Origin of the sequence: Calidithermus roseus, from assembly GCF_003574095.1 — a bacterium.
Taxonomy (GTDB): domain Bacteria; phylum Deinococcota; class Deinococci; order Deinococcales; family Thermaceae; genus Calidithermus; species Calidithermus roseus.
The window spans coordinates 12,422-35,707 of the sequence record NZ_QWLA01000003.1; the positions used below are offsets into that span (position 1 = coordinate 12,422).

At 65.9% G+C, this 23,286-nt stretch carries 22 protein-coding genes; 9 read left to right on the forward strand and 13 right to left on the reverse strand.

Features of this window, described 5'->3' with window-relative positions:
- The first annotated feature begins 266 nt into the window (after window positions 1–266).
- From Mrose_RS01565 to Mrose_RS01580, 4 genes are read left to right on the forward strand one after another with little or no spacing between them, the layout of a single operon-like run.
- The gene (locus Mrose_RS01565) at window positions 267–1,514 is read left to right on the forward strand and encodes a sulfite oxidase (RefSeq protein ID WP_119275735.1); all 1,248 of its coding nucleotides are present in this window, start codon (window positions 267–269) and stop codon (window positions 1,512–1,514) included.
- Between the two features lie 9 nt (window positions 1,515–1,523).
- Complete coding sequence (locus Mrose_RS19590) at window positions 1,524–2,204, forward strand: c-type cytochrome (protein WP_119275678.1); 681 nt, start codon at window positions 1,524–1,526, stop codon at window positions 2,202–2,204.
- Between the two features lies 1 nt (window position 2,205).
- On the forward strand, window positions 2,206–2,682 hold the full coding sequence (locus Mrose_RS01575; protein ID WP_119275679.1) for an MOSC domain-containing protein: 477 nt from the start codon (window positions 2,206–2,208) through the stop codon (window positions 2,680–2,682).
- Window positions 2,679–3,167: a TlpA family protein disulfide reductase gene (locus Mrose_RS01580; RefSeq protein ID WP_119275680.1), complete on the forward strand. Its 489-nt coding sequence runs from the start codon at window positions 2,679–2,681 to the stop codon at window positions 3,165–3,167. Before Mrose_RS01575 ends, Mrose_RS01580 begins: the two co-directional genes overlap by 4 nt.
- Before the next feature lie 91 nt (window positions 3,168–3,258).
- Here the strand turns inward: Mrose_RS01580 and Mrose_RS01585 are convergent, their stop codons facing one another.
- The 7 genes from Mrose_RS01585 to Mrose_RS01615 form a co-directional block, all read right to left on the reverse strand.
- A complete protein-coding gene (locus tag Mrose_RS01585) occupies window positions 3,259–4,029 on the reverse strand; it encodes a sulfite exporter TauE/SafE family protein (RefSeq protein ID WP_119275681.1) in 771 nt (256 codons plus the stop codon).
- On the reverse strand, window positions 4,020–4,352 hold the full coding sequence (locus tag Mrose_RS01590; RefSeq protein ID WP_119275682.1) for a rhodanese-like domain-containing protein: 333 nt from the start codon (window positions 4,350–4,352) through the stop codon (window positions 4,020–4,022). The genes Mrose_RS01585 and Mrose_RS01590 overlap by 10 nt, the downstream gene beginning before the upstream one ends.
- Window positions 4,353–4,358: 6 nt before the next feature.
- Window positions 4,359–4,697 carry a rhodanese-like domain-containing protein gene (locus Mrose_RS01595; protein WP_119275683.1) on the reverse strand — a complete coding sequence of 113 codons (339 nt, stop codon included), beginning with the start codon at window positions 4,695–4,697 and terminating at the stop codon, window positions 4,359–4,361.
- Complete coding sequence (locus tag Mrose_RS01600; RefSeq protein ID WP_119275684.1) at window positions 4,694–5,356, reverse strand: rhodanese-like domain-containing protein; 663 nt, start codon at window positions 5,354–5,356, stop codon at window positions 4,694–4,696. The genes Mrose_RS01595 and Mrose_RS01600 overlap by 4 nt, the downstream gene beginning before the upstream one ends.
- Before the next feature lie 23 nt (window positions 5,357–5,379).
- On the reverse strand, window positions 5,380–5,754 hold the full coding sequence (locus Mrose_RS01605; protein ID WP_245969419.1) for a rhodanese-like domain-containing protein: 375 nt from the start codon (window positions 5,752–5,754) through the stop codon (window positions 5,380–5,382).
- On the reverse strand, window positions 5,755–7,197 hold the full coding sequence (locus Mrose_RS01610) for an MBL fold metallo-hydrolase (protein ID WP_119275686.1): 1,443 nt from the start codon (window positions 7,195–7,197) through the stop codon (window positions 5,755–5,757).
- Window positions 7,198–7,262: 65 nt separating this feature from the next.
- A complete protein-coding gene (locus Mrose_RS01615; RefSeq protein ID WP_245969421.1) occupies window positions 7,263–8,498 on the reverse strand; it encodes an NAD(P)/FAD-dependent oxidoreductase in 1,236 nt (411 codons plus the stop codon).
- A gap of 148 nt (window positions 8,499–8,646) precedes the next feature.
- On the opposite strand from Mrose_RS01615, the gene Mrose_RS01620 reads away from it, so the two are divergent.
- Complete coding sequence (locus Mrose_RS01620) at window positions 8,647–9,600, forward strand: LysR family transcriptional regulator (protein WP_119275688.1); 954 nt, start codon at window positions 8,647–8,649, stop codon at window positions 9,598–9,600.
- Between the two features lie 35 nt (window positions 9,601–9,635).
- On the opposite strand, the gene Mrose_RS01625 is transcribed toward Mrose_RS01620, so the two are convergent.
- The 5 genes from Mrose_RS01625 to Mrose_RS01640 form a co-directional block, all read right to left on the reverse strand.
- Window positions 9,636–9,938: a metal-sensitive transcriptional regulator gene (locus Mrose_RS01625; protein ID WP_245969423.1), complete on the reverse strand. Its 303-nt coding sequence runs from the start codon at window positions 9,936–9,938 to the stop codon at window positions 9,636–9,638.
- Window positions 9,939–10,017: 79 nt separating this feature from the next.
- Window positions 10,018–10,830: a TlpA family protein disulfide reductase gene (locus Mrose_RS01630; RefSeq protein ID WP_119275690.1), complete on the reverse strand. Its 813-nt coding sequence runs from the start codon at window positions 10,828–10,830 to the stop codon at window positions 10,018–10,020.
- Window positions 10,827–11,258 (reverse strand): rhodanese-like domain-containing protein, encoded by a 432-nt coding sequence (locus Mrose_RS01635; RefSeq protein WP_245969425.1) that lies wholly within the window; start codon window positions 11,256–11,258, stop codon window positions 10,827–10,829. The genes Mrose_RS01630 and Mrose_RS01635 overlap by 4 nt, the downstream gene beginning before the upstream one ends.
- A complete protein-coding gene (locus Mrose_RS19595) occupies window positions 11,258–11,392 on the reverse strand; it encodes a hypothetical protein (RefSeq protein ID WP_275052648.1) in 135 nt (44 codons plus the stop codon). The genes Mrose_RS01635 and Mrose_RS19595 overlap by 1 nt, the downstream gene beginning before the upstream one ends.
- A gap of 180 nt (window positions 11,393–11,572) precedes the next feature.
- The gene (locus Mrose_RS01640) at window positions 11,573–14,188 is read right to left on the reverse strand and encodes a bifunctional diguanylate cyclase/phosphodiesterase (RefSeq protein WP_119275691.1); all 2,616 of its coding nucleotides are present in this window, start codon (window positions 14,186–14,188) and stop codon (window positions 11,573–11,575) included.
- A 515-nt stretch (window positions 14,189–14,703) separates the two neighbouring features.
- On the opposite strand from Mrose_RS01640, the gene Mrose_RS01645 reads away from it, so the two are divergent.
- The 4 genes from Mrose_RS01645 to brxL are packed head-to-tail and all read left to right on the forward strand — an operon-like array spanning window position 14,704 to window position 22,676.
- Window positions 14,704–16,359 (forward strand): vWA domain-containing protein, encoded by a 1,656-nt coding sequence (locus Mrose_RS01645; RefSeq protein WP_275052650.1) that lies wholly within the window; start codon window positions 14,704–14,706, stop codon window positions 16,357–16,359.
- A 6-nt stretch (window positions 16,360–16,365) separates the two neighbouring features.
- Window positions 16,366–19,131: a tubulin-like doman-containing protein gene (locus tag Mrose_RS01650; protein WP_119275693.1), complete on the forward strand. Its 2,766-nt coding sequence runs from the start codon at window positions 16,366–16,368 to the stop codon at window positions 19,129–19,131.
- A gap of 4 nt (window positions 19,132–19,135) precedes the next feature.
- The gene (locus Mrose_RS01655; RefSeq protein ID WP_119275694.1) at window positions 19,136–21,259 is read left to right on the forward strand and encodes a hypothetical protein; all 2,124 of its coding nucleotides are present in this window, start codon (window positions 19,136–19,138) and stop codon (window positions 21,257–21,259) included.
- Window positions 21,252–22,676, forward strand: coding sequence for a BREX system Lon protease-like protein BrxL (brxL, locus tag Mrose_RS01660; RefSeq protein WP_119275695.1), 1,425 nt, complete (start codon window positions 21,252–21,254; stop codon window positions 22,674–22,676). The genes Mrose_RS01655 and brxL overlap by 8 nt, the downstream gene beginning before the upstream one ends.
- Before the next feature lie 51 nt (window positions 22,677–22,727).
- On the opposite strand, the gene Mrose_RS01665 is transcribed toward brxL, so the two are convergent.
- Window positions 22,728–23,285: a hypothetical protein gene (locus tag Mrose_RS01665; RefSeq protein ID WP_119275737.1), complete on the reverse strand. Its 558-nt coding sequence runs from the start codon at window positions 23,283–23,285 to the stop codon at window positions 22,728–22,730.
- Window position 23,286 lies beyond the last annotated feature (1 nt).

Consider the following 23,286-nt stretch of genomic DNA (forward strand, 5'->3'; position numbering starts at 1 on the left):
CCCCGGTTATACCATCAGGGGGTATGACCGTCAACGCGACAGGGGCGCCTCGAGCGGAAAAAACCCCGCGCACCCGGCGTTATCATTCCGTTGCATAAGCGTTATAGCTCTTGGAAATATCCCGGACTGGACCCGTGAAAAACCTCACTTCGTGGTGCCCTTGCCTTTTTCCCTCGAGACCCCTACGATGTAGACTCGAGAACCCAAACATACCCGATATCGGTATACACGCCGGTACGGGCAGCGCCAGCGCAGGAGGTGTGGACATGCAGGACGACAAGCATGACCTACTGGCCCGGATCAACCGCAGGGAGTTCCTCAAGAAGACTGGATTGGCCGCCGCGAGCCTGAGTACGGTCCCCGGCCTGGCGGGCCTCGCCGCCGCCCAGCAGACCCCCACCGCCGACGTCCTGGTGGCGGGCAAGGACCCGGGCCTGATCGTTCGCAACACCAACCCGGTGGAGCTCGAGACCCCCGTGGCCTTGTTGCGCGAGCACCGCTACACGCCCAAGAACATCATGTACATCCGCAACAACCTGGGGGTGCCCCCGGGCATGCAGCTCACCACCGAGCTCCCCAGGGTCGAGGAGTGGACGGTGGAGGTGGTGGGCCTGGTGGATAAACCCCTCACCCTGCGCCTCTCCGAGCTCAAGAGGCTACCTGCTACCGAGCTCGAGATGGTGTTGCAGTGCTCGGGCAATGGCCGCAGCTTCTTCTCCAAGTACGCCCGCGCCAGCGGGGCCCAGTGGGAGCGGGGTGCGCTGGCCAACGTGCGCTGGAAGGGGGTGAAGCTTTCGGCGGTGCTGGAGGGCGCTGGGGTCAAGCCTGAGGCCCTCTTCCTTACCGCCGAGGGGGCTGACCAGCCCGCCAACCCCCAGGCCCCCGACATCGAGCGCAGCGTTCCCCTCCGCGACGTGCTGCCGAGCGCCCTGCTGGCCTACGAGATGAACGGCGAGCCGCTGCCCACCGTGCACGGGGGGCCGTTGCGGCTGATTCTGCCGGGCTACTACGGCATCAACAACATCAAGTGGGTCAACCGGCTGCGCCTCGAGGCCGCCGCCTCGACCAACAACACCATGATCCCGCGCTACCGGGTCCCCTTAGCCCCCATCCCGGTGGGCAGCACCTTCACCTTCACCCTCGACAACAGCCGTCCCAACTGGCGGCAGAACGTCAAGGCCGTCATCCTCAGCCCCGCCGAGGGCCAGAGCGTCAGCGGCATCATCGAGGTGCGGGGCGTGGCCTGGAACGACGGCTCGGCGCCGATCACGGGGGTCGAGGTCTCCACCAACCAGGGCCGCAGCTGGCAGTCGGCCAGCCTCGAGAAGCCCTCCTCGCCCTACGGCTGGTACCCCTGGCGCATCCGGGTGGTGGTGGCGACGGGCGACACCGAGGTCTGGGCTCGCGCCACCGACGCCCTGGGGCGCAGCCAGCCCATCGACGGGGCGATCCTGTGGAACCCCAACGGCTACGAGTGGAACGCGGTGGACAAGGTCAAGATCAAGGTGGGCTGAGGCTCGGCCATGACTTTTTCACGCGTGAAGTGGCTGGTGGCCCTCATCCTGGCCTGGGGGGTGTTGGCCCAGGGGCTGCCCGAGGGCGAGGGCAAGGCGTTGGTGGAGCAGCGCTGCAGCGTCTGTCATGGCCTGGAGGTCATCACCGGCAACCGCCTCAGCGCCGCCGAGTGGGACGCGGTGGTGGGGAGCATGATCGGCAACGGGGCCCAGCTCAACGACGCCGAGCGCAAGGTGGTCGTGGCGTACCTGGCGACCCACTTCGGCAAGGAGGCCGCCCAGGCCGCCCCGGCTCCCGCCGACGAGGGGGCTAAGGTGTACGCGATGTGTCAGGGCTGCCACCAGGCCAACGGGGCCGGAGTTCCGGGGGCCTTCCCGCCCTTGGCAAAGCACGTCCCCGCCATCCTGACGGCCCCGGGCGGGCGGGCCTACCTGCCGCTGGTGGTGCTGGGCGGCCTGCAGGGCTCCATCGTGGTCGAGGGCGTCGCCTACAACGCCCCCATGCCCGCCTTCGCCTCGCTCAGCGACGCGCAGGTGGCGGCGGTGCTCAACTACGTGGCCTCGAGCTGGGGCAACGCCGCGCTGCTCAAGGACTTCAAGCCCTACACCGCCGAGGAGATCCGGGCCCTGCGCCAGCCCCTCACCCCCCAGCAGGTCTACACCCAGCGGGCTAAGCTGGGGCTGAAGTAGCATGGGACGGGTCCTTTCGCTGCACGTGGGCGACCGGCCGGGGCTGCCCAAGGCCGGGGTGGGGGAGTTGCAGCTGGTCGCCGGCTACGGCGCTGTGGGCGACCGGCACGCCGGCGGCGACCCGAGGCGGGCCGTGCTGGTGGCGGGGATTGGGAGCTACCACCGGGCCCTGGAGGCCGGCATTGAGCTGCCCTACGGCGCGCTGGGGGAGAACCTGCTGCTCGACCTCGACCCCCACGCCTGGCTGGGGCGGCGGCTCGAGGCAGGCGAGGCGCTCTTGGAACTCGTCGCGATCTGCCCGGTCTGCGCCGCGCTCACCCAGCTGGACCCCCGCCTGCCCCGGCTGCTGTACCAGGGCCGGGGGGTGTACGCGCGGGTCCTGCGCGGGGGAGTCGTGCGCCTGGCCGACTTGGTGCGGGTGCTGCCCCCTGCCGCCGAGGGATGCGGCGTGCAGGCTGTCGGCGGGAGGCCGAAATGAAGCGCATGGTCGCGGTGTTCGTGTCGCTTGCCCTGGCTCTGGCCCTGGCTGTGCGGCCCGGCGAGGTGGCCCCGGACTTCCGCCTCGCCGACGCCGGGGGGAAGGTCTATACCCTCGCCAGCTTCAAGGGGAAGCCTGCGGTCTTGGTCTTCTGGGCCAGTTGGTGCTTGGTGTGCAAGGCCGAGTTCCCCAAGCTGCACCGGCTGGCGCAGGAGTACAAGGTGCCCTTCGTGGTCATCAGCCGCGAGCCCCGGGACAGCGCCCAGGTGGTGCTGGCCTACATGAAGGCCTACCCGGCCTTCCTGCCCCTGCTGGCCGCGCCGGGCGGCGACACGCCCGCCGCGGTGGCCAGCCGCTTCAAGGTGCTGGGGCAGCCCTGGACCTTCGTCCTCGACACGCAGGGCCGGGTCGTCAACGTCTACGCTGGCCCGGTCGAGGTGCAGGCCCTCGAGGACGATCTAGCGCTGGCGGGGTACACGAACTGACCCCGCCTACGGCCCGTGTTTGACCCCCCACAGCGGTTTCGCCGTGGGGGGGGGTGCGTGGGCGCTGCTATGGGGCTGTGGGGCGAACGCCTCAACCGTGCCAGAACCTGGGCAGGTTCTGCCATAGGATGAAGGCCCCCATCAGCACCAGAAAGCCCGCGAAGCCGCGCCGCAGGCCGAGCTGGGGGATGCCCGCGGCGATGCGCCCGCCCAGGAAGCTCCCCGCGACCCCCAAGGCCGCGAAGAGGAGCACGACGTCCCAGTGGACGCTGTAGCCCTGTTCGGGCAGCAGGTGCAGGTACTTGTAGAAGCCCGCCCCCGACTTCAGCGCGATGACCAGCAGGCTGGTGCCCACCGCCAGGTGCATGGGCAGGCCCCCCAGGAGCACCAGCGCCGGCACGATCAGGAAGCCCCCACCCACCCCGACCAGCCCGGTGAGGATGCCCACGCCCAGGCCCTCGAGCCCGATCTTGAAGGGCGAGCGCTTGCGGGGCTGGGGCTGCCCCGTGAGCTTCTGCGGGCGGAACATGAAGTAGGCGGCCAGCAGCATCACCAGCGCGAACAGGCCGAGCTGCCACACACCGGGCAACCACTGGGATAAGTAAGCCCCCAGGTAGGTCCCGGCCATCCCCGGCAGGCCGAACCAGACCACGCTGGCCCAGTCGATCTGGCGCCGCAGGCCGTAGGGGACGGCCCCTACCAGGGCGATGAGACCCACCACGGCCAGCGACTCCGCGATGGCCAGCTTGTCGGGCTCGCCCACCAAGTAGACCAGGATGGGCACGGTGAGGATGGAGCCCCCCGAGCCCAGCATGCCCAGGGCGATCCCGATCAGCACCGCGCCGGTCCAGGCTAGGAGCATGCGGCCTCCGTGGGCCTCTCGCGCCTTGCCAGGGGGTGGCCATGCCGGACGTAGCCCTGGATGCCCCCCAGCAGCCGGCCCACTTCCGCGAAGCCCTCGTAGCCCAGCACCTCGGCGGCGAGCGCAGCGCGGCTGCCGGAGGCGCAGACCGTCACGATAGGGTCGCGGAGTTCGCCGAGGTGCTCCAGCAACTCCCCCAGTGGGACGTTGAGCGAGCCGGGGATGTGCCCCTGGGCCCACTCCTCCGGCTCGCGCACGTCCAGAAGGATTGCCCCGCGGCGCGTCCACAGCGAGAGTTCATTGGGGAAGACGTCGTGGTACATGCTCACTCACTTCACCGGCAGTCCCGCCCGCCTCCAGGCCTCGAGGCCCCCCGCCAGGTTGTAGGCTTTGAAGCCCTTAGCCGCCAGGAAGCGCGCTGCCGAGGCGCTGCGGCTGCCGCTGCGGCACTGGCAGATGATCTCCTTCTCCCTGGGCAGCTTCTCCCACTCGGCGGCCAGCCGCTCCAGCGGCAGGGCCTGCGAGCCGGGGATCTTGGCCTCCTTGCGCTCCAGCGGCGTGCGCACGTCGAGGAGAAGGGCGCCGGCCTCGAGCTTTTGTCGGGCCTCGGCGGGGGAGAGGCGGCCCACGGCGGGGCCCCCCAGCAGCTTCTTGAGCCAGCCGATCAACGCTCCACCTCGAAGCCCGCGCCCATCCAGCCGTAGGTGCCGCCCTCGAGGTTGCCCACGAGCTCCTTGTCGAAGCCCTGGCCCACCAGGTAGGCCGCAGCCTGGGAGGAGCGGTTGCCCGAGGCGCAGGCCAGCAAGATCTTGCGGTCTTTGGGCAACTGCCCCGCCTGGGCCACGAAGCGCCCCAGCGGGACATTGACCGCGCCCGGCAGGTGCCCCATGGCGTACTCGTAGGGCTCGCGCACGTCGACGACATAGGCTCCTGCGTCCACCCAGGCCTTGGCCTCGTGCGGGGTGAGTTCGGTGAAGGCGGTTTCGCGGTAGGTCACCTCCACCGGGACGGTGTCCAAGGGCAGCCCGGCGCGGTACCAGGCCAGGATGCCCCCGTCGAGGTTGAGCACCCGGGCGTAGCCCTTGGCCGCTAGCCAGGCTGCCGCCTGCGCCGAGCGGCCCCCGCTGCGGCAGTAGAGCACCACCGGCTCGTCCTTGGGCAGTTCGGCGGCCCGCCCGGTGAACTCCGACAGCGGCACCAGCTTGGCGCCGGGGATGCGGGAGTTGGCGAATTCCTCGGCCTCGCGCACGTCCACGAAGAGGACCTTTTCCTCGAGCAGCTTGTGCGCTTGTTGGGGGGTGATGTCCTTGTAGGGCACGGTCAACATGCTTCTCCTTCGTCGTTGGATCTCTAGGTCGGGCTGGCGCAGGGGATCCCCGTCTCGCGCCAGGCTTTGATGCCGCCCTCGAGGTGCCAGACTTTGCGGTAGCCCAGCGCCAGGAGGGTCTTCAGGGCTTCTTGGGAGCGGTTGCCGCTGCGGCAGTACAGCAGCACCGGACGTTCGCGCTCGAGCTCGAGCGCAGCCCTGGCCTCGAGGGTGCTCAAAGGGAGCCGCACGGCGCCCGGCAGCACCCCCTCGGCCCACTCCTCCGGCTCGCGCACGTCCACCACCTGGTAGCGCTCGAGGGTGCGGTAAGCCGTCTTGGGATCGAGGTTTCGGGTCATGGTGTGTTCGCTTTGGGAGATCCCCCGAGCCTGCGGGCTCGGGGGCAGGCAAAGCTTCACTCAGGCCTTCACCGCTTCGCGCGCCGCGCCCTTCTCGGTGGGGAAGCCCTGCTCCTGCCAGGCCCGGATCCCCCCGGTGAGGTTGATGACGTTGGTGAAGCCGGCGGAGAGCAGGGCGCTGACGGCGGTGGAAGAGCGATCGCCCCCCAGGCAGTGCAGCACCACGGGCTTGTCCTTAGGGATGCGCCCCAGGTTCTTCATTACCCGGCCCGCGTGGAGGTTGAGGGCACCGGGGATGTGGCCCTGGGCGTACTCGTCAGCCCCGCGCACGTCCAGGACGACCACCTCGCCCCGCTCCCACTTCGCCTTGAGCTCGGCGGCGGTGAGCTGGGGGACGGTCTCCAGTTCGCCCTCGGCGTAGCCCTCGAGGCCGGGGACGTAGCCCCGCACGTCGTCCAGACCGATGCGGATGAGCTGGCGGGTGAGCTCTTCGAGTTGCTGGGGCGAGGCCAACAGCACCAGGGGGCGGTCGTAGGGCAAAAGCCAGCCGGCCCAGGTGGAGAAGCCCTTGCCCGCGGGGAGGTTGATGCTCCCCTTGAGGTGCCCCCCGGCGAAGGCGAACTTGTCACGGGTGTCCACCAGGATGGCCCCCTCCCGCAAATAACGGTCAAACTGGGCCTTGGTGAGGCGGCCTGGGTGGGGGATGCCGCCCAGGATGGGCATGCCGTCGCGGTTGAGGCGCTTCATCTCCTTGAAGTAGCTGGGAGCCTCGGGCTGGCCGGAGAGCAGGGCCCTCACGAAAGCCTCTTCGTCATCCTTGGCCAGATAGTCGGCCCACCAGGCGAAGCGGCGCTCGTAACCGACGGTGCTGGAGGGCACTGCCCCCAGGGCCTTGCCGCAGGCGCTGCCGGCGCCGTGGCCGGGCCACACCTGCACGTGGTCGGGGAGGGTGAGGAACTTCTCCTTGAGGCTCTTAAACATGCGCCTGGCCCCCGGCTCGGCGGTGCCCAGGAGGCCGGCGGCCTCTTCGAGCAGGTCGGGCCGACCTACGTCGCCTACGAAGACGAAATCGCCGGTGAGGAAGAGGAGGGGCTCCTCGGTCACCGCTCCGTCGGCCACCAGGAAGGAGAGGTGCTCGGGGGTGTGACCGGGGGTGTGCAGAGCCTTGATCCGGACGTTGCCCACCCTGAACTCGTCGCCGTCCTTGAGGAGCTGGTAGTCGAAGCCCTCGAGGCCCCTATACTTCCAGTTCTCATCGCCCTCGTCGGAGAGGTAGAGCTTGGCGCCCGTAACTTTGGCCAACTCGCGGGCGCCGGAGAGGTAGTCGGCGTGGATGTGGGTCTCGGTGACGGCCACGATGCGCAGCTTGTTACGCTCGGCCTCGGCTAAGTAGACGTCGATGTCGCGGCGGGGGTCCACCACCACCGCCTCGCCCGAAGCCTGGCAGCCGATGAGGTAGCTGGCCTGGGCTAACCCCTCCTCATAGATCTGTCGGAACAGCATCTGCAAACCTCCTAAGCGCAAGGATATATCCCTGGGGGGTATATGTCAAGTACCCCCAGGGGGTATTAAACCCGACCCTTGAGCATGAGGTTCCAGTACATGAGGGGAAGCCCATGCTTCTTTAACAACCACATGTCGTAGCGCTCTTTTTGGGTGTTGATAACGGGAAGGGTGGGATGCCAGACGTTATCGTAGAGAAACTCCGCGAGGAACATCTTTCCATAAGCCGTGACCAGGGGGCAGGAGGTGTAGCCATCGTACCGGGCTTGGGGATCTTGGCCCCGCATCACCTGTAAAAGGTTCTCCACCAGTACTGGAGCCTGCTTGCGGATGGCCGCCCCGGTTTTGGAGGTGGGGGCGCTGCTCGCGTCGCCCAGGCTAAAGACGTTGGCATAGCGGGTATGCTGAAGGGTGTGCTTGTCCACCTGCACCCAGCCCAGAGGCGTCGAAGGATCGGCCAAGGGGCTTTGCTTGATGAAGTCGGGGGCGCTTTGGGGTGGCACGACGTGCAGGAAGTCGAAGGGGATGACAACCCTAGGTCTCGAGGCGCTGGGGTTGGATTTGACCAGGGGGTGGTTGGGCGTGAATTCAAAGGTGGCCTCCTTCCGCCGTGGGTCTACGGCTACGAGCTCATGGTGAAACCGGGTTGTTATGTTATACCGCTGGACCACCTTATCCAGCACCGCCTTGACCTCGGGAACCCCGAAGATGGTGGTCCCGGCGGAGCCGAAGATCACCTGGGTTTCCTTGGCGATTCCCCGCCGACGGGCGTAGTCGGCGGCGAGGTACATGATCTTCTGCGGAGCCCCACCGCACTTGATGGGTGTGCTGGGAGCGGTGAAAAGGGCTACACCGCCTTTAAAGCCTCGTAGAAACTCCCAGGTCTTGGGGGCTAGATCGAAGCGGTAGTTGCTGCTGACGCCGTTTTTCCCCAGGGTTTCTTCCAGTCCTTCGATTTTGTGCCAGTCGAGCTGGATGCCCGCTGCTACCACCAGAAAGTCGTAGCCGATCTCCAGGCCGTTGCGGGTGGCCACGCTCTGGCTTTCGGGATCGATGGCTTCGGCGTAGTCTTGAATCCATTTCACGCCTGTGGGTATGAGGGGTTCTTGGGGTCGTGCCGTGGCGGCCGCAGAGTAGACCCCTGCCCCCACCAGCGTCCAGGCGGGTTGGTAGTAGTGGTTGGGTGAGGGCTCGAGGACGGCCACATCCGGTTCACCTCTCCGGTGCAACTGGGCAGCGACCGTCAGGCCCGCCGTTCCTCCGCCAATGATCAGGATGCGGTGGTGGAGGCGGCTTTTCACCGTAATGCTCATCTTCGCTTCTTCCCTGGCAATCATCGGGCTTTCCTCCGGCTGACTAGAGGTTAGGCATTACCCAGGGTCATGGCAAGTAGCTAAGGGTTATACCTCTGATAACCCCTCAGGTATAATCGTTGCCACAACACCTGCCATGCGCTTAAACCCCCGCTACCTGATGGTGTTCTGCGTGGTGGCCGAGCTGCGCAGCCTCAGCCGCGCAGCCGAGGTGCTGCACCTCAGCCAGCCCGCCATCAGCAAGACGCTCAAAGCCCTCGAGGACATCTTCCGGCAACCGCTCTACGAGCGCACCGCCAAGGGGATCGTCCTGACCGAGGCTGGCCGGGCCCTCCTGCCCTACGCGTGCGCGGTGAGCCGCAGCTTGGCACAGGCTACTCGCTTCATCGAGGAGCAGCGCACCCGCCGCACCCCTGCCTTCACCGTGGGCCTATCCTGGAGCCTGATCCCGCGCTTTCAGGCGGCGCTGCTGCGCTGGGCCGAGGCCGAGGGTGGCAGAACCCGCTTCGATCTGCACCTCGTGCACGGCACCACCCTCGAGCTCATCGAGCAGGTCTACCAGCGCGACCTCGACGGGGCCTTGGTGCTCGGCGGCAGCGAGGCCCTGCCGGAGCCGCTCGAGGCCCGGCGCGTCACCACCGACGAGGCCATGCTGGCAGTCGCGCCCAGCCACCCCTGGGCGGGCCTGGGGGGTATCGCGCTGGGGCAGTTGGAGGGGGCGCGGGTCCTGGTGCCCCAGCGCAACTCGAGGCTGCGCCTGCGGCTGGAGCAGTTCCTCGAGGGCCATGGCATCGTGCCCGAGCGCTTCGTTGAGTGCGGGAGCCTGTTGGGGGTCAAGGCGGCGGCGCTGGACGGGCTCGGGGTGGGCATCGTCTGTCGTTCCTTCATCGAGCCCGAGGTGAGCACCGGTGCCCTCAAGGGGCTGTTCATCGAGGATCCAGGCTTTGCCCTCGGCGTGCACTGGATCGGCCACCCCGAGCCCACGTTGGGCCTCACGGTGCGCGAACTCACGGCCTCGCTGCTGGGGGCGCTGCGCCACGTCCGTGTGCCGGACAGCGCATCGGGCCAGGTCTCCACGGGGGCCCGCTGAAGCTCCCGCCGACTGGCCGGGGTGGGAAGCTCGGGTTAGCGGCGCAGCAGGCGCACGGCCTCCACGATGGCCCGCGTGTCCCCCTGGCCCTTGGCCAAGTCGGCTTGGCACTCCTCGAGGTAGGTCTCGAAGATGATGTCGCCGGTGGCCTCGAGGGCGCTGCGCACGCCGGAGAGCAGGGTGAGGATCTCGCGGCAGTCGCGCTCCTCCTCGACCATCTTCTGCAGGCCGCGCACCTGGCCCTCCAGGCGCTTGAGGCGGTTGAGCACTTGCTCCTTGGTCGGGGGAGCGGGCCGGGGCTTGCGCTGGGGTCGGCTTCGGTTCGCAACGACACTCAAGGTTCACCTCGCAGGCTGGGTATCCCTCAGGGGTATTTCCCTGGGCAACAGTTTATCCTATGGGCGCGTCAGGAATAGTCTACCGCAGCCGCTCGAGGAGCTCCTCGAGCTGCGCCCGGTTGACGGGGCCGAGGTGGCGCGCCAGGACCCGCCCGTCCGCCCCGATCAGCAAGGTGGTGGGTAGGCCGCTGACCTGGAAGCTCCCCCGTAGGTTGGCGCCGTCCAGGAAGACTCGGGCCGACAGGCCAGCCTCCTTCAGGAAGCCCTGGACGGCCTCCGTGTCCTCCCCGGCGTTGAGCAGCACGATGGGGTAGCCTTTCTGCTGGTACTCCACCAGCAGGGGCATCTCGCTGCGGCAGGGCGGGCACCAGGTGGCCCAGACGTTGAGCAGCATGGGCTTGGGCAGGTCGCCGAAGCGCGCCGGGATGGGCTGAGAGTGGCCGGGCTCGAGGTAGGCCAGCGGCTTGGCGTCGAAGGCCAGGCTCTCGCTTGCCGGGCCGGGGCGCAGCAGCACCTGCTGGAGCCCCAGCGGCAGCGCGGCCAGGGCGAGGGCGCCGGCGGCGGGGACCAAAAGCCGCCCGGCCTCCCGGCGCAGCAGGGCTCCGGCCATCACCGCGCCCCCGACCAGCCCCCACCACCAACTCCAGCCCCCGCTGCGGAGGTCCACGACCCCCAGCAGGGCCGAGGCGAGGTCGGGCCAGGTCCCCAGGTGCCCCAGCGCGTACCCCAGCCGGGCCGCCAGGAGCGCCGCCAGCAGCACCCACCCGCTCCGGGCCTCCAGGCCCCGCCGCGCCGCCAGCGCGGTGAAGGCCAGGATCCCCAGCAGCAGGGCCAGGTTGGGCCAGCTCAGGGCCAGCGCTCCCAGCAGGAGGGCATCGGGGCTCAGGCTCATCGCTCGAGGGGGTAGCCCGCCGACTGCCAGGCCAGTATGCCGCCCTGTACGTTGCGCACGTCTTTGAAGCCGAGCTCGGCCAGCGTCCGGCTGGCCTGCACTGAGCGGTTGCCGCTGCGGCAGATCACGTACACCGGGGCGTCCTTGGGGAGTTGCCCGGCCCGGGCGGCGACCTGCCCCAGGGGCAGCAGGATGGACCCCGGCACGTGCCCCTCGGCGTACTCATAGGGCTCGCGCACGTCCAGCACGATGCGGTCGGGCTCGCCGGCGGCCTGAAGCTCCTGCACGCTCACGTCCTTGTAGCCCGGCTTGGGGGCGCAACTGTTGAGCAGCACGAGGGCCACCAGGCCCACCACGAGCCAGGGCATGACCCGGCACAGTGAGAAGCCCTGCACCCGGCAGGCCAGGAAGGAGCGCAGGCGCTCCATCAGCGCACACCCCCCGTGCCCAGCATCAAAAGGGTCTCGAGCGGCGTGAAGACCGCCACCTCCACGGGCTGCTGGATGGCGCCCGGCACCTCCCGTACCTGTTTGCGGATGTCGTCGGGGAATATTTTCTCCATGGCTTTTCCTCGTGCGCTCCGTAGAGCCGCTCAGCCCAGTATACCCCCAGGGGATATATCCGTAAACTGGCCCGGTGTTTGAACGAGGGGTACGGGGGACCTGCCTGGGCCCGTACATCTCCAAGGCCATCGTCCAAGGCTATGTGGGCGTAGGCCATGCCGCCGGCGCTTCCCGTGGGTTTATAGGCCCAAGCCCCACCGGGTGGCCGCCGAGCTCTCCCCCGCGGGTCGGCCCAGGAAGTACCCCTGTCCCATCTGCACCCCCAGGCCTTTGAGGTACTCGAGCTGGGTCTCGCTTTCGATTCCCTCGGCGATCACCGCGAGTTCCAGGCTCTTCCCCAAGCTCACCACCGCCCGCACCACGCGGTCGGCGGGACTGGAAAGCTCTGGAGGGTCGCCCAGGGCCCTGAGAAATCCCTGGCCCAGCTTGAGCGTGTCGATGGGAAGGTGCACGAGGTACTCGAGGCTGGAGTAGCCGCTGCCGAAGTCGTCGAGGTGCAGCGGCACCCCCAGGGCGCGCAGTTGCTCGAGGACCGCTTGCGTCCCCTCGGCCAGGATGGCGGCCTCGGTGATCTCGAGGATCAGCCCCCCGGGTGCCACGGCAGCCTCTCGCATCACCTGCTCCAGTTCGCGCGCGAAGTCCCCCGTGAGCTCCGAGGGGGAGACGTTGACGGAGATCGGGATGCCCCACGCGCTCGCCAGCCGCGCGGCTCGCTGCAGCACCCACCGCCCCAAAGGGCGGATCAGGCCCCGCCGTTCGGCCAGGGGGATGAAGCGCGAGGGAGGGGCTTTGCCCCAGCGCAGCAGGGCCTCGAAGTGGTGGAGCTTGCCCTCACGCAGGCTCACGATGGGCTGGAGATGGAGGGCCAGCGGCTCATCGGCGCCCGCATCCCCTTCGAGCGCCTGGCGCAGCGCTTCGCACAGGCGCACGTCTTCTTCCAGCGCTTTCTGGAGCGAGGCTTCGAAGAAGGCGTAACGGTTGCGGCCCTGCGCCTTGGCCTCGTACAGCGCCAGGTCGGCCTCGCGCAGCAGGGCTTGGGGGGTGCTCTGGGCCTGGGCCATGGCGATCCCTACCGAGGCGGATAACCGGTGGGAGACGCCCGAGAGGGTGAGGGGATGTCGGAGCAGCTCGAGGATGCGCTCGACGACCGGGATCACGTCGGCGGGATCGGCCAGGTCGTGCAGCAGCAGCAAGAACTCGTCGCCGCCCTGACGGGCCACGCGGTCGCCCGCCCGGACTGCCGATTGAAGCCTCGAGGCCACCTCCCGCAGCAACAGGTCGCCGTGCTCGTGGCCAAAGAGGTCGTTGATCTCCTTGAAGCCGTCGAGGTCGAGGTACAGCAGCGCGAGGCTGCGCCCGCGCCCGTGGCGCAGCGCCTCCAGGGCCTCGGCCAGCTTGTGGCCGAAGCTGGTGCGGTTGAGCAGGCCGGTCAGGGGGTCGCGGTAGGCCAGGTGGGTTACCCGGGCCTCGAGCTCGAGCTTCTGCAGCAAGAGCCCGATCTGAGTGCCGAAGTTGTGGGCCATCTCGAGGTCCAGCTCGTCGAAGGCGTCGGGCCGCTCGAAGTTGTCGAGGTACAAGTAAGCCTGTAGCTTCTCGTCCACCCACACCGGCGCCGACAGCAGCGCTTGGATTTCGCGGGTGCGCCCGTGGCGCTCGAGGATGGAGCGTCGCTGGGGGTCGAGCCGGGCGTTGAAGCGGGCCAGGTCCTCCTGGGTGAACACCTGAGCCTTGGTGTGCTGGCTGAGAGAGAGGGGCTCAGACGGGTGTAGCCGCACCTTCTGGAGCGCTTTCAGGTCGTAGCCTTCGGCGGCCACGAAGCCAAAGCTCCCGTCGGGCATCAGGCGCGTGACGCTGCCGGCCTGGGCCGCGGGGATAGCCCGCAGCGCCGCACGGAGGATTTGGGAGTAGGTGGCTTCGCCGAGCCCTTTGCCGATGAGCAGCCGGTAAAGCCCCAGCATCTCCTGGCGAAACAAATCCCAGCGCCGCTGGCGGGAGAGGTCGTAGCCTACGCACTGCAACTCGCGCACCTCGCCGTCGAGGCCACGAACGGCGATAAACTCCCATGCCGTCGGCTGGGGCCGCCCGCTTGGGCCGATCTTGCGCAATTCCGCCCAGACCGCCCTTCCCGGCTCGGCGAGCGCTTGCTGCACCGCCCCGACGCAGCAAGCGCGGTCCTCCGGCAACACGGCCTCGAGCGCGCTCGAGCCTGGCAGTTCCACGCCTGGCCCCAAGGAGCGGCGGTAGGAGGGGCTGGCGTAGGTCACTCGGCCACTCAGGTCCGTCCGCACGACGTAAAAGGCGGTAGCATTTTCCAGTAGGGAATCCAGGTAGATCCCTTTGTGTATTTGCTCCAACAGTGAGCCCGCACAAGCGGCGTACTGGCGCGCTATGGCCTCGTCGGCGGCCCGCCAGCGCCGGGCGCTGCCGCTGGCCGCCTCGATGAAGCCCCACAACTCCCCTTCCGTCCACACCGGGACGACCAGCACCGCCAGGGTGCCGGGGCCTCGCGCGCTTTGCCGGATAGCGCCGTCTTGCTGCAGCACCTCGAGCCAGCGGGGAGGAAGCGCCGGAGAAGGGGGCGAATCGCCGGGTGAAGGGGCCGGATGTTCGGGCTGAGTACCCGGTTGCGTCCACCTCAGCTCCCAGCTCGCACCGCCCGCCCTGAGAGCGACCAGGCGGACCCTGTGCGCCTCGAGCCGCCGCCCCACCTCTCCAAGGACGCTTTGCAGTGCGTCGGTGCCCTTGGGGCGTGCAGGGTTGTCGCCGCCCTTGCCGAGGTATGAAGGCTTGTCCATACTCCCTCAATCTGCACCGGTGAAAGTGCTGGGGCGCCGCCGACTCGGCCATCCGCCCGAGCGGGAGCCGCATTCTAATAGCGTTTCCATAACGCTTTTAAGGTAGCGTCTTTTCTGGGTTCTGGATGGGTTATTTGCCGCAGCATCTGGCTCGCGGATGGATCTTGCTATGGCTCGAGGCGTGGGAGGGAGATGCGGCCCCCCTTGCGATATTTGCGAATGAGCGAGGAACTGGTGCGGAAGCGGGCTCAGGCCTTCACAAACCTGGCCGTAAACCCAGTGGGATTGGCGAGGTTTAGTGCGGCTTGCAGGTATTTCACTGTCGGACAAGATGGATCAGTTAGACCACGGGGAGGTCAGGGTGCAGCGTTGGCTGCGAATCACTCCCAGGACGGGGTGCAATAATCTCCCGACGGTTTTTGGGGGGTACTCGAGGCCTAAATTTCTCCCAGCAAGCGCGATGTTTAAGCTACAATTCTCCAATCATGCAAAGGGTACTGGTGGGGTTGTGGCTAATGCTGAGTATCGCCTTCGCACAGGTGTGCGACGCTGAAGAGCCTCTCTCGAAGAGGCAGTTGCCAAGCTCATATCGCTACGTTTTTATTATCGACACCTCGGCATCCATGATGGGGCAGGGGGACGGGGCAGGACGTGTGGTGTTCCCAAAGGTAAAGAGCGAGTTGAGGAATTTTCTGAGCCGAGTGCCGCCGGATACCCTGGTGACGATCCAGACCTTTGACCAGGGACCGGGTCCCCAGCGCTCATTTCGCCTGCCAGCCCAGAGGGCGGAGTTGAACCGTTACATTGAGGGGCTCAAGGCGACCGGACAGCGCACTTATGTTTATGCCACCTTGCTCAAGGTATTGAGGGAGCTTGCCCTCTCGAGTGACGTGGCCACGAGCATCTACTTGTTCACCGATGGGCAGGACAACGACCCCGGTCCCTTGACCATGGCGGATGTGGCCAAGGAGTACCGCCTGCGCCGGGGGGCGTACGACTGGCTGTACTACATCACCCTTGGGCTGAGTACTCCCCCAGACGTCGGCGCTGCCCTGCGCAACACGCCCGGAAGCCGCGCGCTGAGTGCAGCGCCCAACCAGGTGCCCCGGTTGTCGGAGGTGGCGCTACGCCCGGCTTTGATCGACCTGGGCAACCTGTTCGGTGTTGGCTCAACTCAGCGCGACCTAGAACTTAGGACACAAGGCGGGCAGTCGCCTTTGGTACTGGAGGTCAGTGCCCCTTCAATCGAGAGGCACGGCAGCTTCCTCGAGGTTTCGCCGGAGCAACTTTCCGGCAGCGGTGCCCACTCGCTTCGCTTTTCACTGCGCAACCCAGATTCCCTCCCTTATGGCTCCTACAGCGCGAGCCTGTGCCTCAAGGCGGGGCCGAACACGCTGGTGCGCCCTGGAGCTTTGCAGGTAAAACTCACTTACCATCCGCCTGGGGAGTACCTCTTGAAAGCGCTACAGACCCAGGAAAGGCTGGACCTGCCCAGAGGGCAGTCTGCGGCGCTGCGTTTTCGCCTCGAAGGCAGTGAGTGGGCCAAGGAGCCGGTGCGGGTGTCGGTGAAGGGCTTGCCGGAAGGCCTCGAGGCCAGGCTCAATGGTGAACCCGGCCCGGTAACGCTGCGCCCTGGCGAGGAACTGCGCGTCGAGCTGCGCAACAACGGCTTCGGCAGCGGGAAGATGGCCAGCCCGGCACTGTCCGTGCAACTGCCCGCCGGGTCTATCGGCGCGCCGGAGGTGCCCCTGGCCACGTTGCGCCAGCCCCTCACCCTGGGGGAGCAGTTGCTCCGGTGGCTGCCCTGGCTCGCTCTCCTCCTGGCGTTATTGCTGCTTTTGTGGCGCTGGACGGCGGCGCAAAACGCGCCCTGGGCCACCGTTACCCTGGTAGGGCCGCCACCGAAATGCCAGGAGACTACCCGCAAGTTGCGGGGGAAGCGCCCCGTCGACCTCGGCAAGCTCTTCGAGCAACCGGAGTTGCGCGGCATCAAGTTGACCGGATCGCGCGGCCAGAACCCGCAAGTGGAATACCCACTCCACCTCGAGCTTAAGGTTGGGAAGAATCTCCTAGAACCAAAGGACCGCATTCAAATGGGGGAGACCGTGACCATCAGCGAAGGAGGTAAAGAGCTAGGCAATTTCTCCCTGGGGAGAATTCGTGGAAGGTGAGGAATTATGCGAATCTTAGAGGAAACCCGCCAGCTTAAGCGCACGGTCCTCATCGGCCTGGGTGGGACGGGCAAGAATGCGCTATTACACGCCAAGCGCAAGTACATCGAGACTTTTGGCGAGATCCCGCCCCTGGTCAAATTTCTACTCGTAGACACCACCAGTGCTCATACCAATGGCCTGAGCGCCATGGGCCCTGGAGGGGAAAAGCTTCTCGTACGGCTCAACCCCAGTGAGGTGCTGTTTATCGAGGCCAGGGGAGCCAGCCTGTTGCCTCAGGTGCACGACGAGGTGCGTGAGTGGTTTCCCCCCAAGGCCGAGCTCAAGGCCAACATCCTCTCCGGGGCGGGCCAGGTCCGGGCGCTGGGGCGACTGGCGCTGTTCGCCAACGCACGGATCGTTTACGACAGCTTGCGGGCTTTGCTCTCCGAGGCTCGCGACTACCAGGCCGAGCGCCCCTCGAGGGAGCGGAAATTCGTGTATGAATCGTATACTCCGCACCTCACGGTGTGCGTGGTGGGCTCGCTGGCCGGGGGTACGGGCTCGGGGATCTTTCTCGACGTTGCCCTCATCCTGCGCGACCTGCTCAAGGACGAGGACCAACTCTTTGGGTACTTGCTGTTGCCGGACATCTACACCAATCGGCCCGGCACCCAAAACGTCGAGGCTAACGCTTACGGGGCGCTGAAGGAGCTGGACAGGCTCATGAGCCTGCAGGAGACCTTCAGCTACCCCTTCGGGGGGCGCAGTATCGAGGTGCGGAAGAAGCCCTTCGACATGGTTTTCCTGGTCAATCGCCAGAACCGTGGAGGCAAGACCTTCAACTCCATCGACGACCTGGCCGAACTGCTGGGCATGGGTCTCTTCCTGGTCAGTGGTCCCTTGGGCAAGGAGCAGGCCGATGTCTTCGACAACATCGTCATGCAACTCACCGAGCAGCAGGGCTCGTACTACGGCAAGACGGCCCATTACGCCAGCTTCGGCGCGGCAGAGCTACGTTTTGAGCCGCACGGCCTCGAGCTCGAGCGCGCCATTCAGATCGCCAAGCAGACAGTGGACCGGCTGACCCAAAGCACGCAGCCGTGGGGTATCACGGGCCTGGAGCTGGAGCTGAGGAAAATCAAGGATCATCCCCTTCCCCCAGCCCCGGAGAAGCGCTTCAACCCACCGCCGAGCCGCAGCGAAGACAGGCGAGTCTGGAACGAGGCACTCGCCGAGATCGGAACCCTCAAGGAAGGGGTGCTCGAGCAAGCCCGCCAGGCTATTTCCTCGGACTGGCCTGTCGAGGACCTCCTTGACAGGGCCCTGGAGGAGGCGTTCAAGACCCATAGCTTGGCCGAATTGCAGGAGGGGTTGCGTGAGCTCCAGCCCAGAGCGGACGCCCTCCTCAAGGAGCTTAAGGCCGAGTATGACAGAGAATCCCACAAAGAAGAGGAAAAGCGGCAGAAGGTCGAAGAACACTTGGCGACGGGCATGACGCCAGGGAGCGGCTTTGGGAGGCTATTCAACCGCTCAGAGCCGCAGGAGGGACCGCGGATCAATCGCAGCATCCTTGAGGTCCAGCTTGACCTGGCCGTGGATGCTGCCCAGGCCCAGGCCCGCTACGAAGCCGCCAAGTTCTTGCCCAAGTTGCTGCAAGCGAAGCTGGAGAAGCTCGAGGAGTTGGTGCGCTCGATCCGGGAGTGGACCGAACGCTTTACCGAGCGCAAAACACAAGAAGCGGGGGTTCAGGATGCCAACCCCTTCACCCTCACTCTGCCGCCCCCTTACGTAGAGGGTGCAGCCTTGGGACGGGTGGATTACCGGGAAGCACTGGAAGTGTTGCGAAAGAGGGGGCTTCGTGACCTCCTCGAGAAACCCCACGCCGTTTTGGACGAGGTGCTCATGCCCACCGAACGTACCTCTCTGCGGGTGTGGCTCGAGGAGGTCAAGAAAAAGGAGCCTCACGACCCCTTGCGGATGGCTACCGAGCGCACCCTCCGCGAGCTGGACGCACTTTCGGCGCCGGCATGGGAGTACCAGGACGCCTGGGTATCCAACCCAAAGGTAGGACAGCGTGAGCAGGTGCATATCCTGGGGCTCGAGGACACCTCCGACAAGAACCATCCCCTGCTGCACGGGGAGTTTCAAGACATCTTCGCCGGGAACATCCATGCCAAGCAGAAATTGCAGCCGGTGAGCACGAGGGACCCCAAACGGGTCTACTTCTACAAGATCGAGGCCTCCATCCCCGCCTTCACGCTGTGGGGCCTGGAAATGTACCGCGAGAAGTACCAGTCCCTCTCCGCTAGCCGAAGCTTCCACGTCCGCCGCGACTGGGAGGCCAGCCTAGAGGACCTGCTGCCCCTGCCTGACCCCGAGGAGGTCGCCAAGATCTGGACCAAGGCCCGCTTCTTCGGGCTGATCCGCCACAACCCCGAGTACGCCTATAAGTCCGACCGCGAGGGGGTAGAGCGCTGGCGCACCTTGGGGGCTGCTCCTGGGAAGGCTTTCGCGAGCTTTTGTGACGACTTCTTCGGCTTCAAAGAGCTCGAGGGCAAGGTGAGCAAGCTCGAGGCCGAAGCCCGGCGTAAGTGTCTGCCGGAGCTAAAGGACAGAGTTAGGGAGGCCCTGGAAGACCGCACGCGGCGTCTGCAAGCCAATAGCTGGGGTGAGCAGGATCAAAAGGTGCTCGAGCGGGAGAAGGAAGTCCTCGAGCGGTGGCTCAAAGAGCTGGAGGAGTACGACCCCAGCCTGAGCGACGACAGCTTCCCGGGATTTTCTGCGACCTGAAGCGATGAATCTTTACCCCACCATAGTTGCCGCCTCCGGGGAACTGGGCGACAGGGCCCTGCGGGTCTTGTCGCCCTTGTGGCGGCAGCGCCTGGGCCCGGCCTGGCCTGCTTTGGAAGTGCTCGAGGATCAGGGTCTCGGACCCCTCGAGGCTGGCCTGGGGCGCTTGCTCGATCACCAGAGGGTGGTGGACCTGCAACTTTCTGGGCACTTTCTGAGTCAAGCCCTCAACCTGGTGTGGGTGGCGCAAGCCCACCATCCGAAGCTCCGAAGCGACCTCTCCCGCCTAGCAGATAAGCCCCAGGGGTTGCTGTTTGGCGGGCGTGAGCTGCGCGTGCACTTGGTGCTGCTGCTGCCGGACCTGTTTGCGCTGAGCCAGGAGGAGAAAGCCCAGGCCCAGGAGAACCTGGACTATCTCCGCCCCGACCCCTCGGCGCTGCCCGCGACGCGGGTATGGCCTCTGTCCCTGCGCAACCGCGCCGATCTTCACCTGCGCTCACCTGAGCAGGTCTTCCCCCTGATCCAGCACCTGGTCGAAGCCTGCGTGCGGAGCCAATTCCCATTCCATCCTGCTCAGGCCAAAGGGCGGGACTGGGCGGGGCTGGGAGTATGCCGCTTGGAAGTGGCTCCCCCCTCGAAGTACGTGCTCGCCGCCCAGCTTTGGCCGGTGCTGTGCCAGACTTCCATGGGAAGTCTGGTGCTGCCAAAGCCACCCCCAATCCCGAAGCCGGAGCCCCAGCAGGTCCTGCCTGAGCCACCCAAACGCACCAACTGCCTCCAGCACCCGGATTGGGAGATTGACCAACCCTGGGAAACCGCTCGTATCAGGCTCCGCGATTCCTACCGGCTGCAGGTGGATGAGCTAGCCTTTGCGTTCGAGCCAGCGCTGCCCTGGGAGGTTGCCCGTGAGGCGTTGCTTTTGGGATTGCCGGCCCTGGAGCAACTGGAAGCGCAGCTGGCCCATGCCCTGGGTGAAACCAACGACGCGCTCAAGGCGGCGCTCGAGCCCTTCGACGAGTTGTTCGGCTTGCGTGACCGCAGGGACCGCCTTAAGCGGCTTGAATTGAGGGCCGAGGCTGGCAGGCCGATCCCGGAAGAGGAGTTGGAACAGCTGCGGGGGCGCCTGGCAGAGTTGGATGCACTGCTGGAGGGGCCGCAGATTGAAGAACTTCTCGCGCGCGATCCGGTGGCTAAGGGGGCGACTCAACAACTCCAGCAAGCGCGAGCACGTTTTGAGGATAACCGGAAGCATTGGCGCGAGCAACTCGAGCAACCCAGGCCGCAAGAACCACGGCCCCCGTTCTGGCGAAGGATGATCGGTCTATTCTGGCCCTCCCTGCGTCCGCGTTCACTCGGGGTCGATGCCGAGGAACTGAGCAGGGTGCGCAAGCGCTTGTGTGACGCAGCCTGGACCGAGCTGGGCGCAGGCCACGCGCAGCATCAGCTCCTCACTCAGCAGCAGCAGCTTTGGCTCGAGCGCTGGGCAAAGTACCGCCTGATTCGCGTATACCGGGACGCTCTGGCCCGCGAGCGTGAGCGCTGCCAGACGATCCGGCGGCTGGTGGCGGAATTCAAACTTCCTGCCGCAGGCCCCCCGACCCGACACCCCCTAGTTTTGCGCTTTGAGCCGCCGTACATCGTGCCTCAGACTGAGTTGGAACACCGTTCGAAGCAGTTGATTCAGGAGGGTATACTGGAGTTATTTTGGGACCGTGACCTACAGGGACTCGAAGATCGCCTGCTGCTGGAGGGGGAGCGCATGGCTGCGGACCTGCCGCTACCGGATATCTCCGAGCTGATGGATAGCGAAGCCTGGGGGGCAGCCACGCTGGCTTCGGCTCCACGAGTGATGGCCTGCCATCGCCCGGATCACGAGGCCCACGGCTTCCTGCTCGGTGCCGTTCGGCCTACCCGCTGGCTCGAGCCTCTGACCCAGCAGGCCGAATGGCTACCAGGCGAAGGCGTGCTGTTTCGCTTCGTCCATCCCCTTGCTCCCGATCAGATAATCCTCGCCGATTACGGGGGCATGGAACCGACGTCCTCGCCGCCACCAAAAGTGCCATCGCCGGCGGCGCACTCTCTGGATGAGCGGCCCAACCCTTTACTGGAGGCAATCTTCGATGAATGACCGCCTGGCTAAAGCCTTTCCCGGTCGAGTGCTGGCCAAACATCTGACCCAGCGTCCCGTTTTCCACCGGGTACCCCGCTACGTAGTGGAGTACCTCCTGGCCAAGTTTGCCCCGGATGGCAACGCCAATGCTGTGGCTAAGGTGCAGCGGCTGCTCCAAGAGCGCTACCCCGGACCTGAGGAGCGGGAGCGGGTCAAGGACCAACTGCTGCGCAAGGGCCGCTTTGTGCTTATCGATGAACTCGAGGTGCAGGTAGATCTGTCTACCGGGCGGTATTCCGCGCGCATCCCTAGCCTGGGCGAGATCAAAGCCGAAGTCCCTTTCGACTTGACCGAGCGCTACCCTGGGGTGCTGTACGGTCTTTGGGGAACCATTGAACTCAGCTACGATCCGGCACGGCGCCAGGTTCGAGTAGCGGATTTCCTGCCTTTCCAGGTGGCCCGCATCGATCTGGAGGAGTATCGTCGGGCGCGTGAGGCCTTCACGGAGGCGGAATGGATCGATGTCCTTCTTATGAGCCTTGGGATCAATCCAAGGCTACTAGGTACCCGGCTCAAGCTACTTTATCTGGCGCGCCTGGCGCCGCTGGTGGAACCAGGATTGCACCTGATGGAGCTGGGCCCGAGACAAACAGGGAAGACCTTTCTCCTGCGCAACACCTCACCAGAGGTTTTCCTGATTTCTGGTGGCAGGGCCACTCCGGCGACGCTTTTTTATCATCAGTTGCAGCGCAAACCTGGGCTGATCCCCACCTATCAGGTAGTGATTTTCGATGAGGTGGCCCATACCCGTTGGGATGACCCTGCGCTGCTATCGACTCTAAAAGACTTCATGGAATCGGGCCGGTTCAGCCGCGGCAACCGCAGCTTTCATGCTCAGGCCTCCCTAGTCTTCTTGGGCAACACCGACAGTGCGGCGGTTCCTCAAACCAAGGTATTACCCGATGGGTTAGTAGGAGATACAGCTTTTCTAGACCGGCTGGCGGGGCTGCTGCCCGGCCATGAATTTCCCAAACTGGGCCCTGAATGGCTGAACCAGGACTATGGACTGGTGCTGGATTACCTGGCCGAGGTGTTGAAGCGTCTGCGGGTGCAGGCTTTTGAGCCAGAATTGACACCCTATTTACCCTCGGGCCTCACTCAGCGCGATGTGCGGGCGGTATTCAAGCTGGTGGCGGCGCTGCTCAAACTGATCTTTCCGGGAGGGGATTGGCCTGCGAGAGTCCTGGGCGAGCTGGTCGATCTGGCGCTGGAGCTTCGAGAGCGGGTGTATGCAGAGCTGAAGTACTGGAACCCGGCAGAATTTCCCTCACGGCAGTTCGGTTCGCGCCCTGTGGAAGGTGAACCGGAGTCGCTCGAAACCAACCCTAACCCCTCGGTGAGAAATGCGACGGAACCCGATGCGGGTACAAACTAAAATGGGCACAGCTTGTCGGTGTGCCGGTAAGAGCACTCACCGTGAACCGACTCAATCCGGAATGAGCTTGAACAGCCGCCCGGAGAGGCTCACGCTGGCCTTTTCCAGGGTGTAGTTCACGGTGTCTCCCGCCAGGCTCACCTTCAGCCCGACGCGGAATTTTCCGGTCTTCAGCAAGCCGAAAGCCGGGTTGGCCTCGTTGAGGGTGGCATCGAGCTCGAGCGGCTTCTCTTCGCCGGGGTTGAGGTTGACCGAGCCGGAAAGGACCGTGTAATCCTCGCTGCCGTCGTAGATGAAGCCGTCGCTTGGAGGGGCCACGTGGATCTCCAGGCTCACGCTCGCCGGGGCGCTGCCGGTGTTCTTTAGGCTTAGGCGGGCCTCGAGCCTGGCCTTTTCCAGGATGTCCAGACTGGGCAGGTCGAGGGCAAGGCCATCGGGGTCGTTGCCGTAGGTTCCGTCTCCGTCGTCATCGGGGAGAAAAAGGGTGGCGTTGGTGAGGTCTAGTTGCCCGCTGCGGGAGGCGGTGGGTATGTACGAGAGCACGTTCACCCGCACCGTGGTCAACGTGTGGCCGCTACAGGCGGCCAGCACGAGTGCCAGAGCAAGCATA

Excerpts from the sequence above, each read along its gene's own strand:
- Mrose_RS01565 (WP_119275735.1), top strand. The coding sequence starts at position 267 with ATGCAGGACGACAAGCATGACCTACTGGCCCGGATCAACCGCAGGGAG.
- Mrose_RS19590 (WP_119275678.1), top strand. The coding sequence starts at position 1,524 with ATGACTTTTTCACGCGTGAAGTGGCTGGTGGCCCTCATCCTGGCCTGG.
- Mrose_RS01575 (WP_119275679.1), top strand. The coding sequence starts at position 2,206 with ATGGGACGGGTCCTTTCGCTGCACGTGGGCGACCGGCCGGGGCTGCCC.
- Mrose_RS01580 (WP_119275680.1), top strand. The coding sequence starts at position 2,679 with ATGAAGCGCATGGTCGCGGTGTTCGTGTCGCTTGCCCTGGCTCTGGCC.
- Mrose_RS01585 (WP_119275681.1), bottom strand. The coding sequence starts at position 4,029 with ATGCTCCTAGCCTGGACCGGCGCGGTGCTGATCGGGATCGCCCTGGGC.
- Mrose_RS01590 (WP_119275682.1), bottom strand. The coding sequence starts at position 4,352 with ATGTACCACGACGTCTTCCCCAATGAACTCTCGCTGTGGACGCGCCGC.
- Mrose_RS01600 (WP_119275684.1), bottom strand. The coding sequence starts at position 5,356 with ATGTTGACCGTGCCCTACAAGGACATCACCCCCCAACAAGCGCACAAG.
- Mrose_RS01610 (WP_119275686.1), bottom strand. The coding sequence starts at position 7,197 with ATGCTGTTCCGACAGATCTATGAGGAGGGGTTAGCCCAGGCCAGCTAC.
- Mrose_RS01620 (WP_119275688.1), top strand. The coding sequence starts at position 8,647 with ATGCGCTTAAACCCCCGCTACCTGATGGTGTTCTGCGTGGTGGCCGAG.
- Mrose_RS01630 (WP_119275690.1), bottom strand. The coding sequence starts at position 10,830 with ATGAGCCTGAGCCCCGATGCCCTCCTGCTGGGAGCGCTGGCCCTGAGC.
- Mrose_RS01635 (WP_245969425.1), bottom strand. The coding sequence starts at position 11,258 with ATGGAGCGCCTGCGCTCCTTCCTGGCCTGCCGGGTGCAGGGCTTCTCA.
- Mrose_RS19595 (WP_275052648.1), bottom strand. The coding sequence starts at position 11,392 with ATGGAGAAAATATTCCCCGACGACATCCGCAAACAGGTACGGGAGGTG.
- Mrose_RS01640 (WP_119275691.1), bottom strand. The coding sequence starts at position 14,188 with ATGGACAAGCCTTCATACCTCGGCAAGGGCGGCGACAACCCTGCACGC.
- Mrose_RS01645 (WP_275052650.1), top strand. The coding sequence starts at position 14,704 with ATGCTGAGTATCGCCTTCGCACAGGTGTGCGACGCTGAAGAGCCTCTC.
- Mrose_RS01650 (WP_119275693.1), top strand. The coding sequence starts at position 16,366 with ATGCGAATCTTAGAGGAAACCCGCCAGCTTAAGCGCACGGTCCTCATC.
- Mrose_RS01655 (WP_119275694.1), top strand. The coding sequence starts at position 19,136 with ATGAATCTTTACCCCACCATAGTTGCCGCCTCCGGGGAACTGGGCGAC.
- brxL (WP_119275695.1), top strand. The coding sequence starts at position 21,252 with ATGAATGACCGCCTGGCTAAAGCCTTTCCCGGTCGAGTGCTGGCCAAA.
- Mrose_RS01665 (WP_119275737.1), bottom strand. The coding sequence starts at position 23,285 with ATGCTTGCTCTGGCACTCGTGCTGGCCGCCTGTAGCGGCCACACGTTG.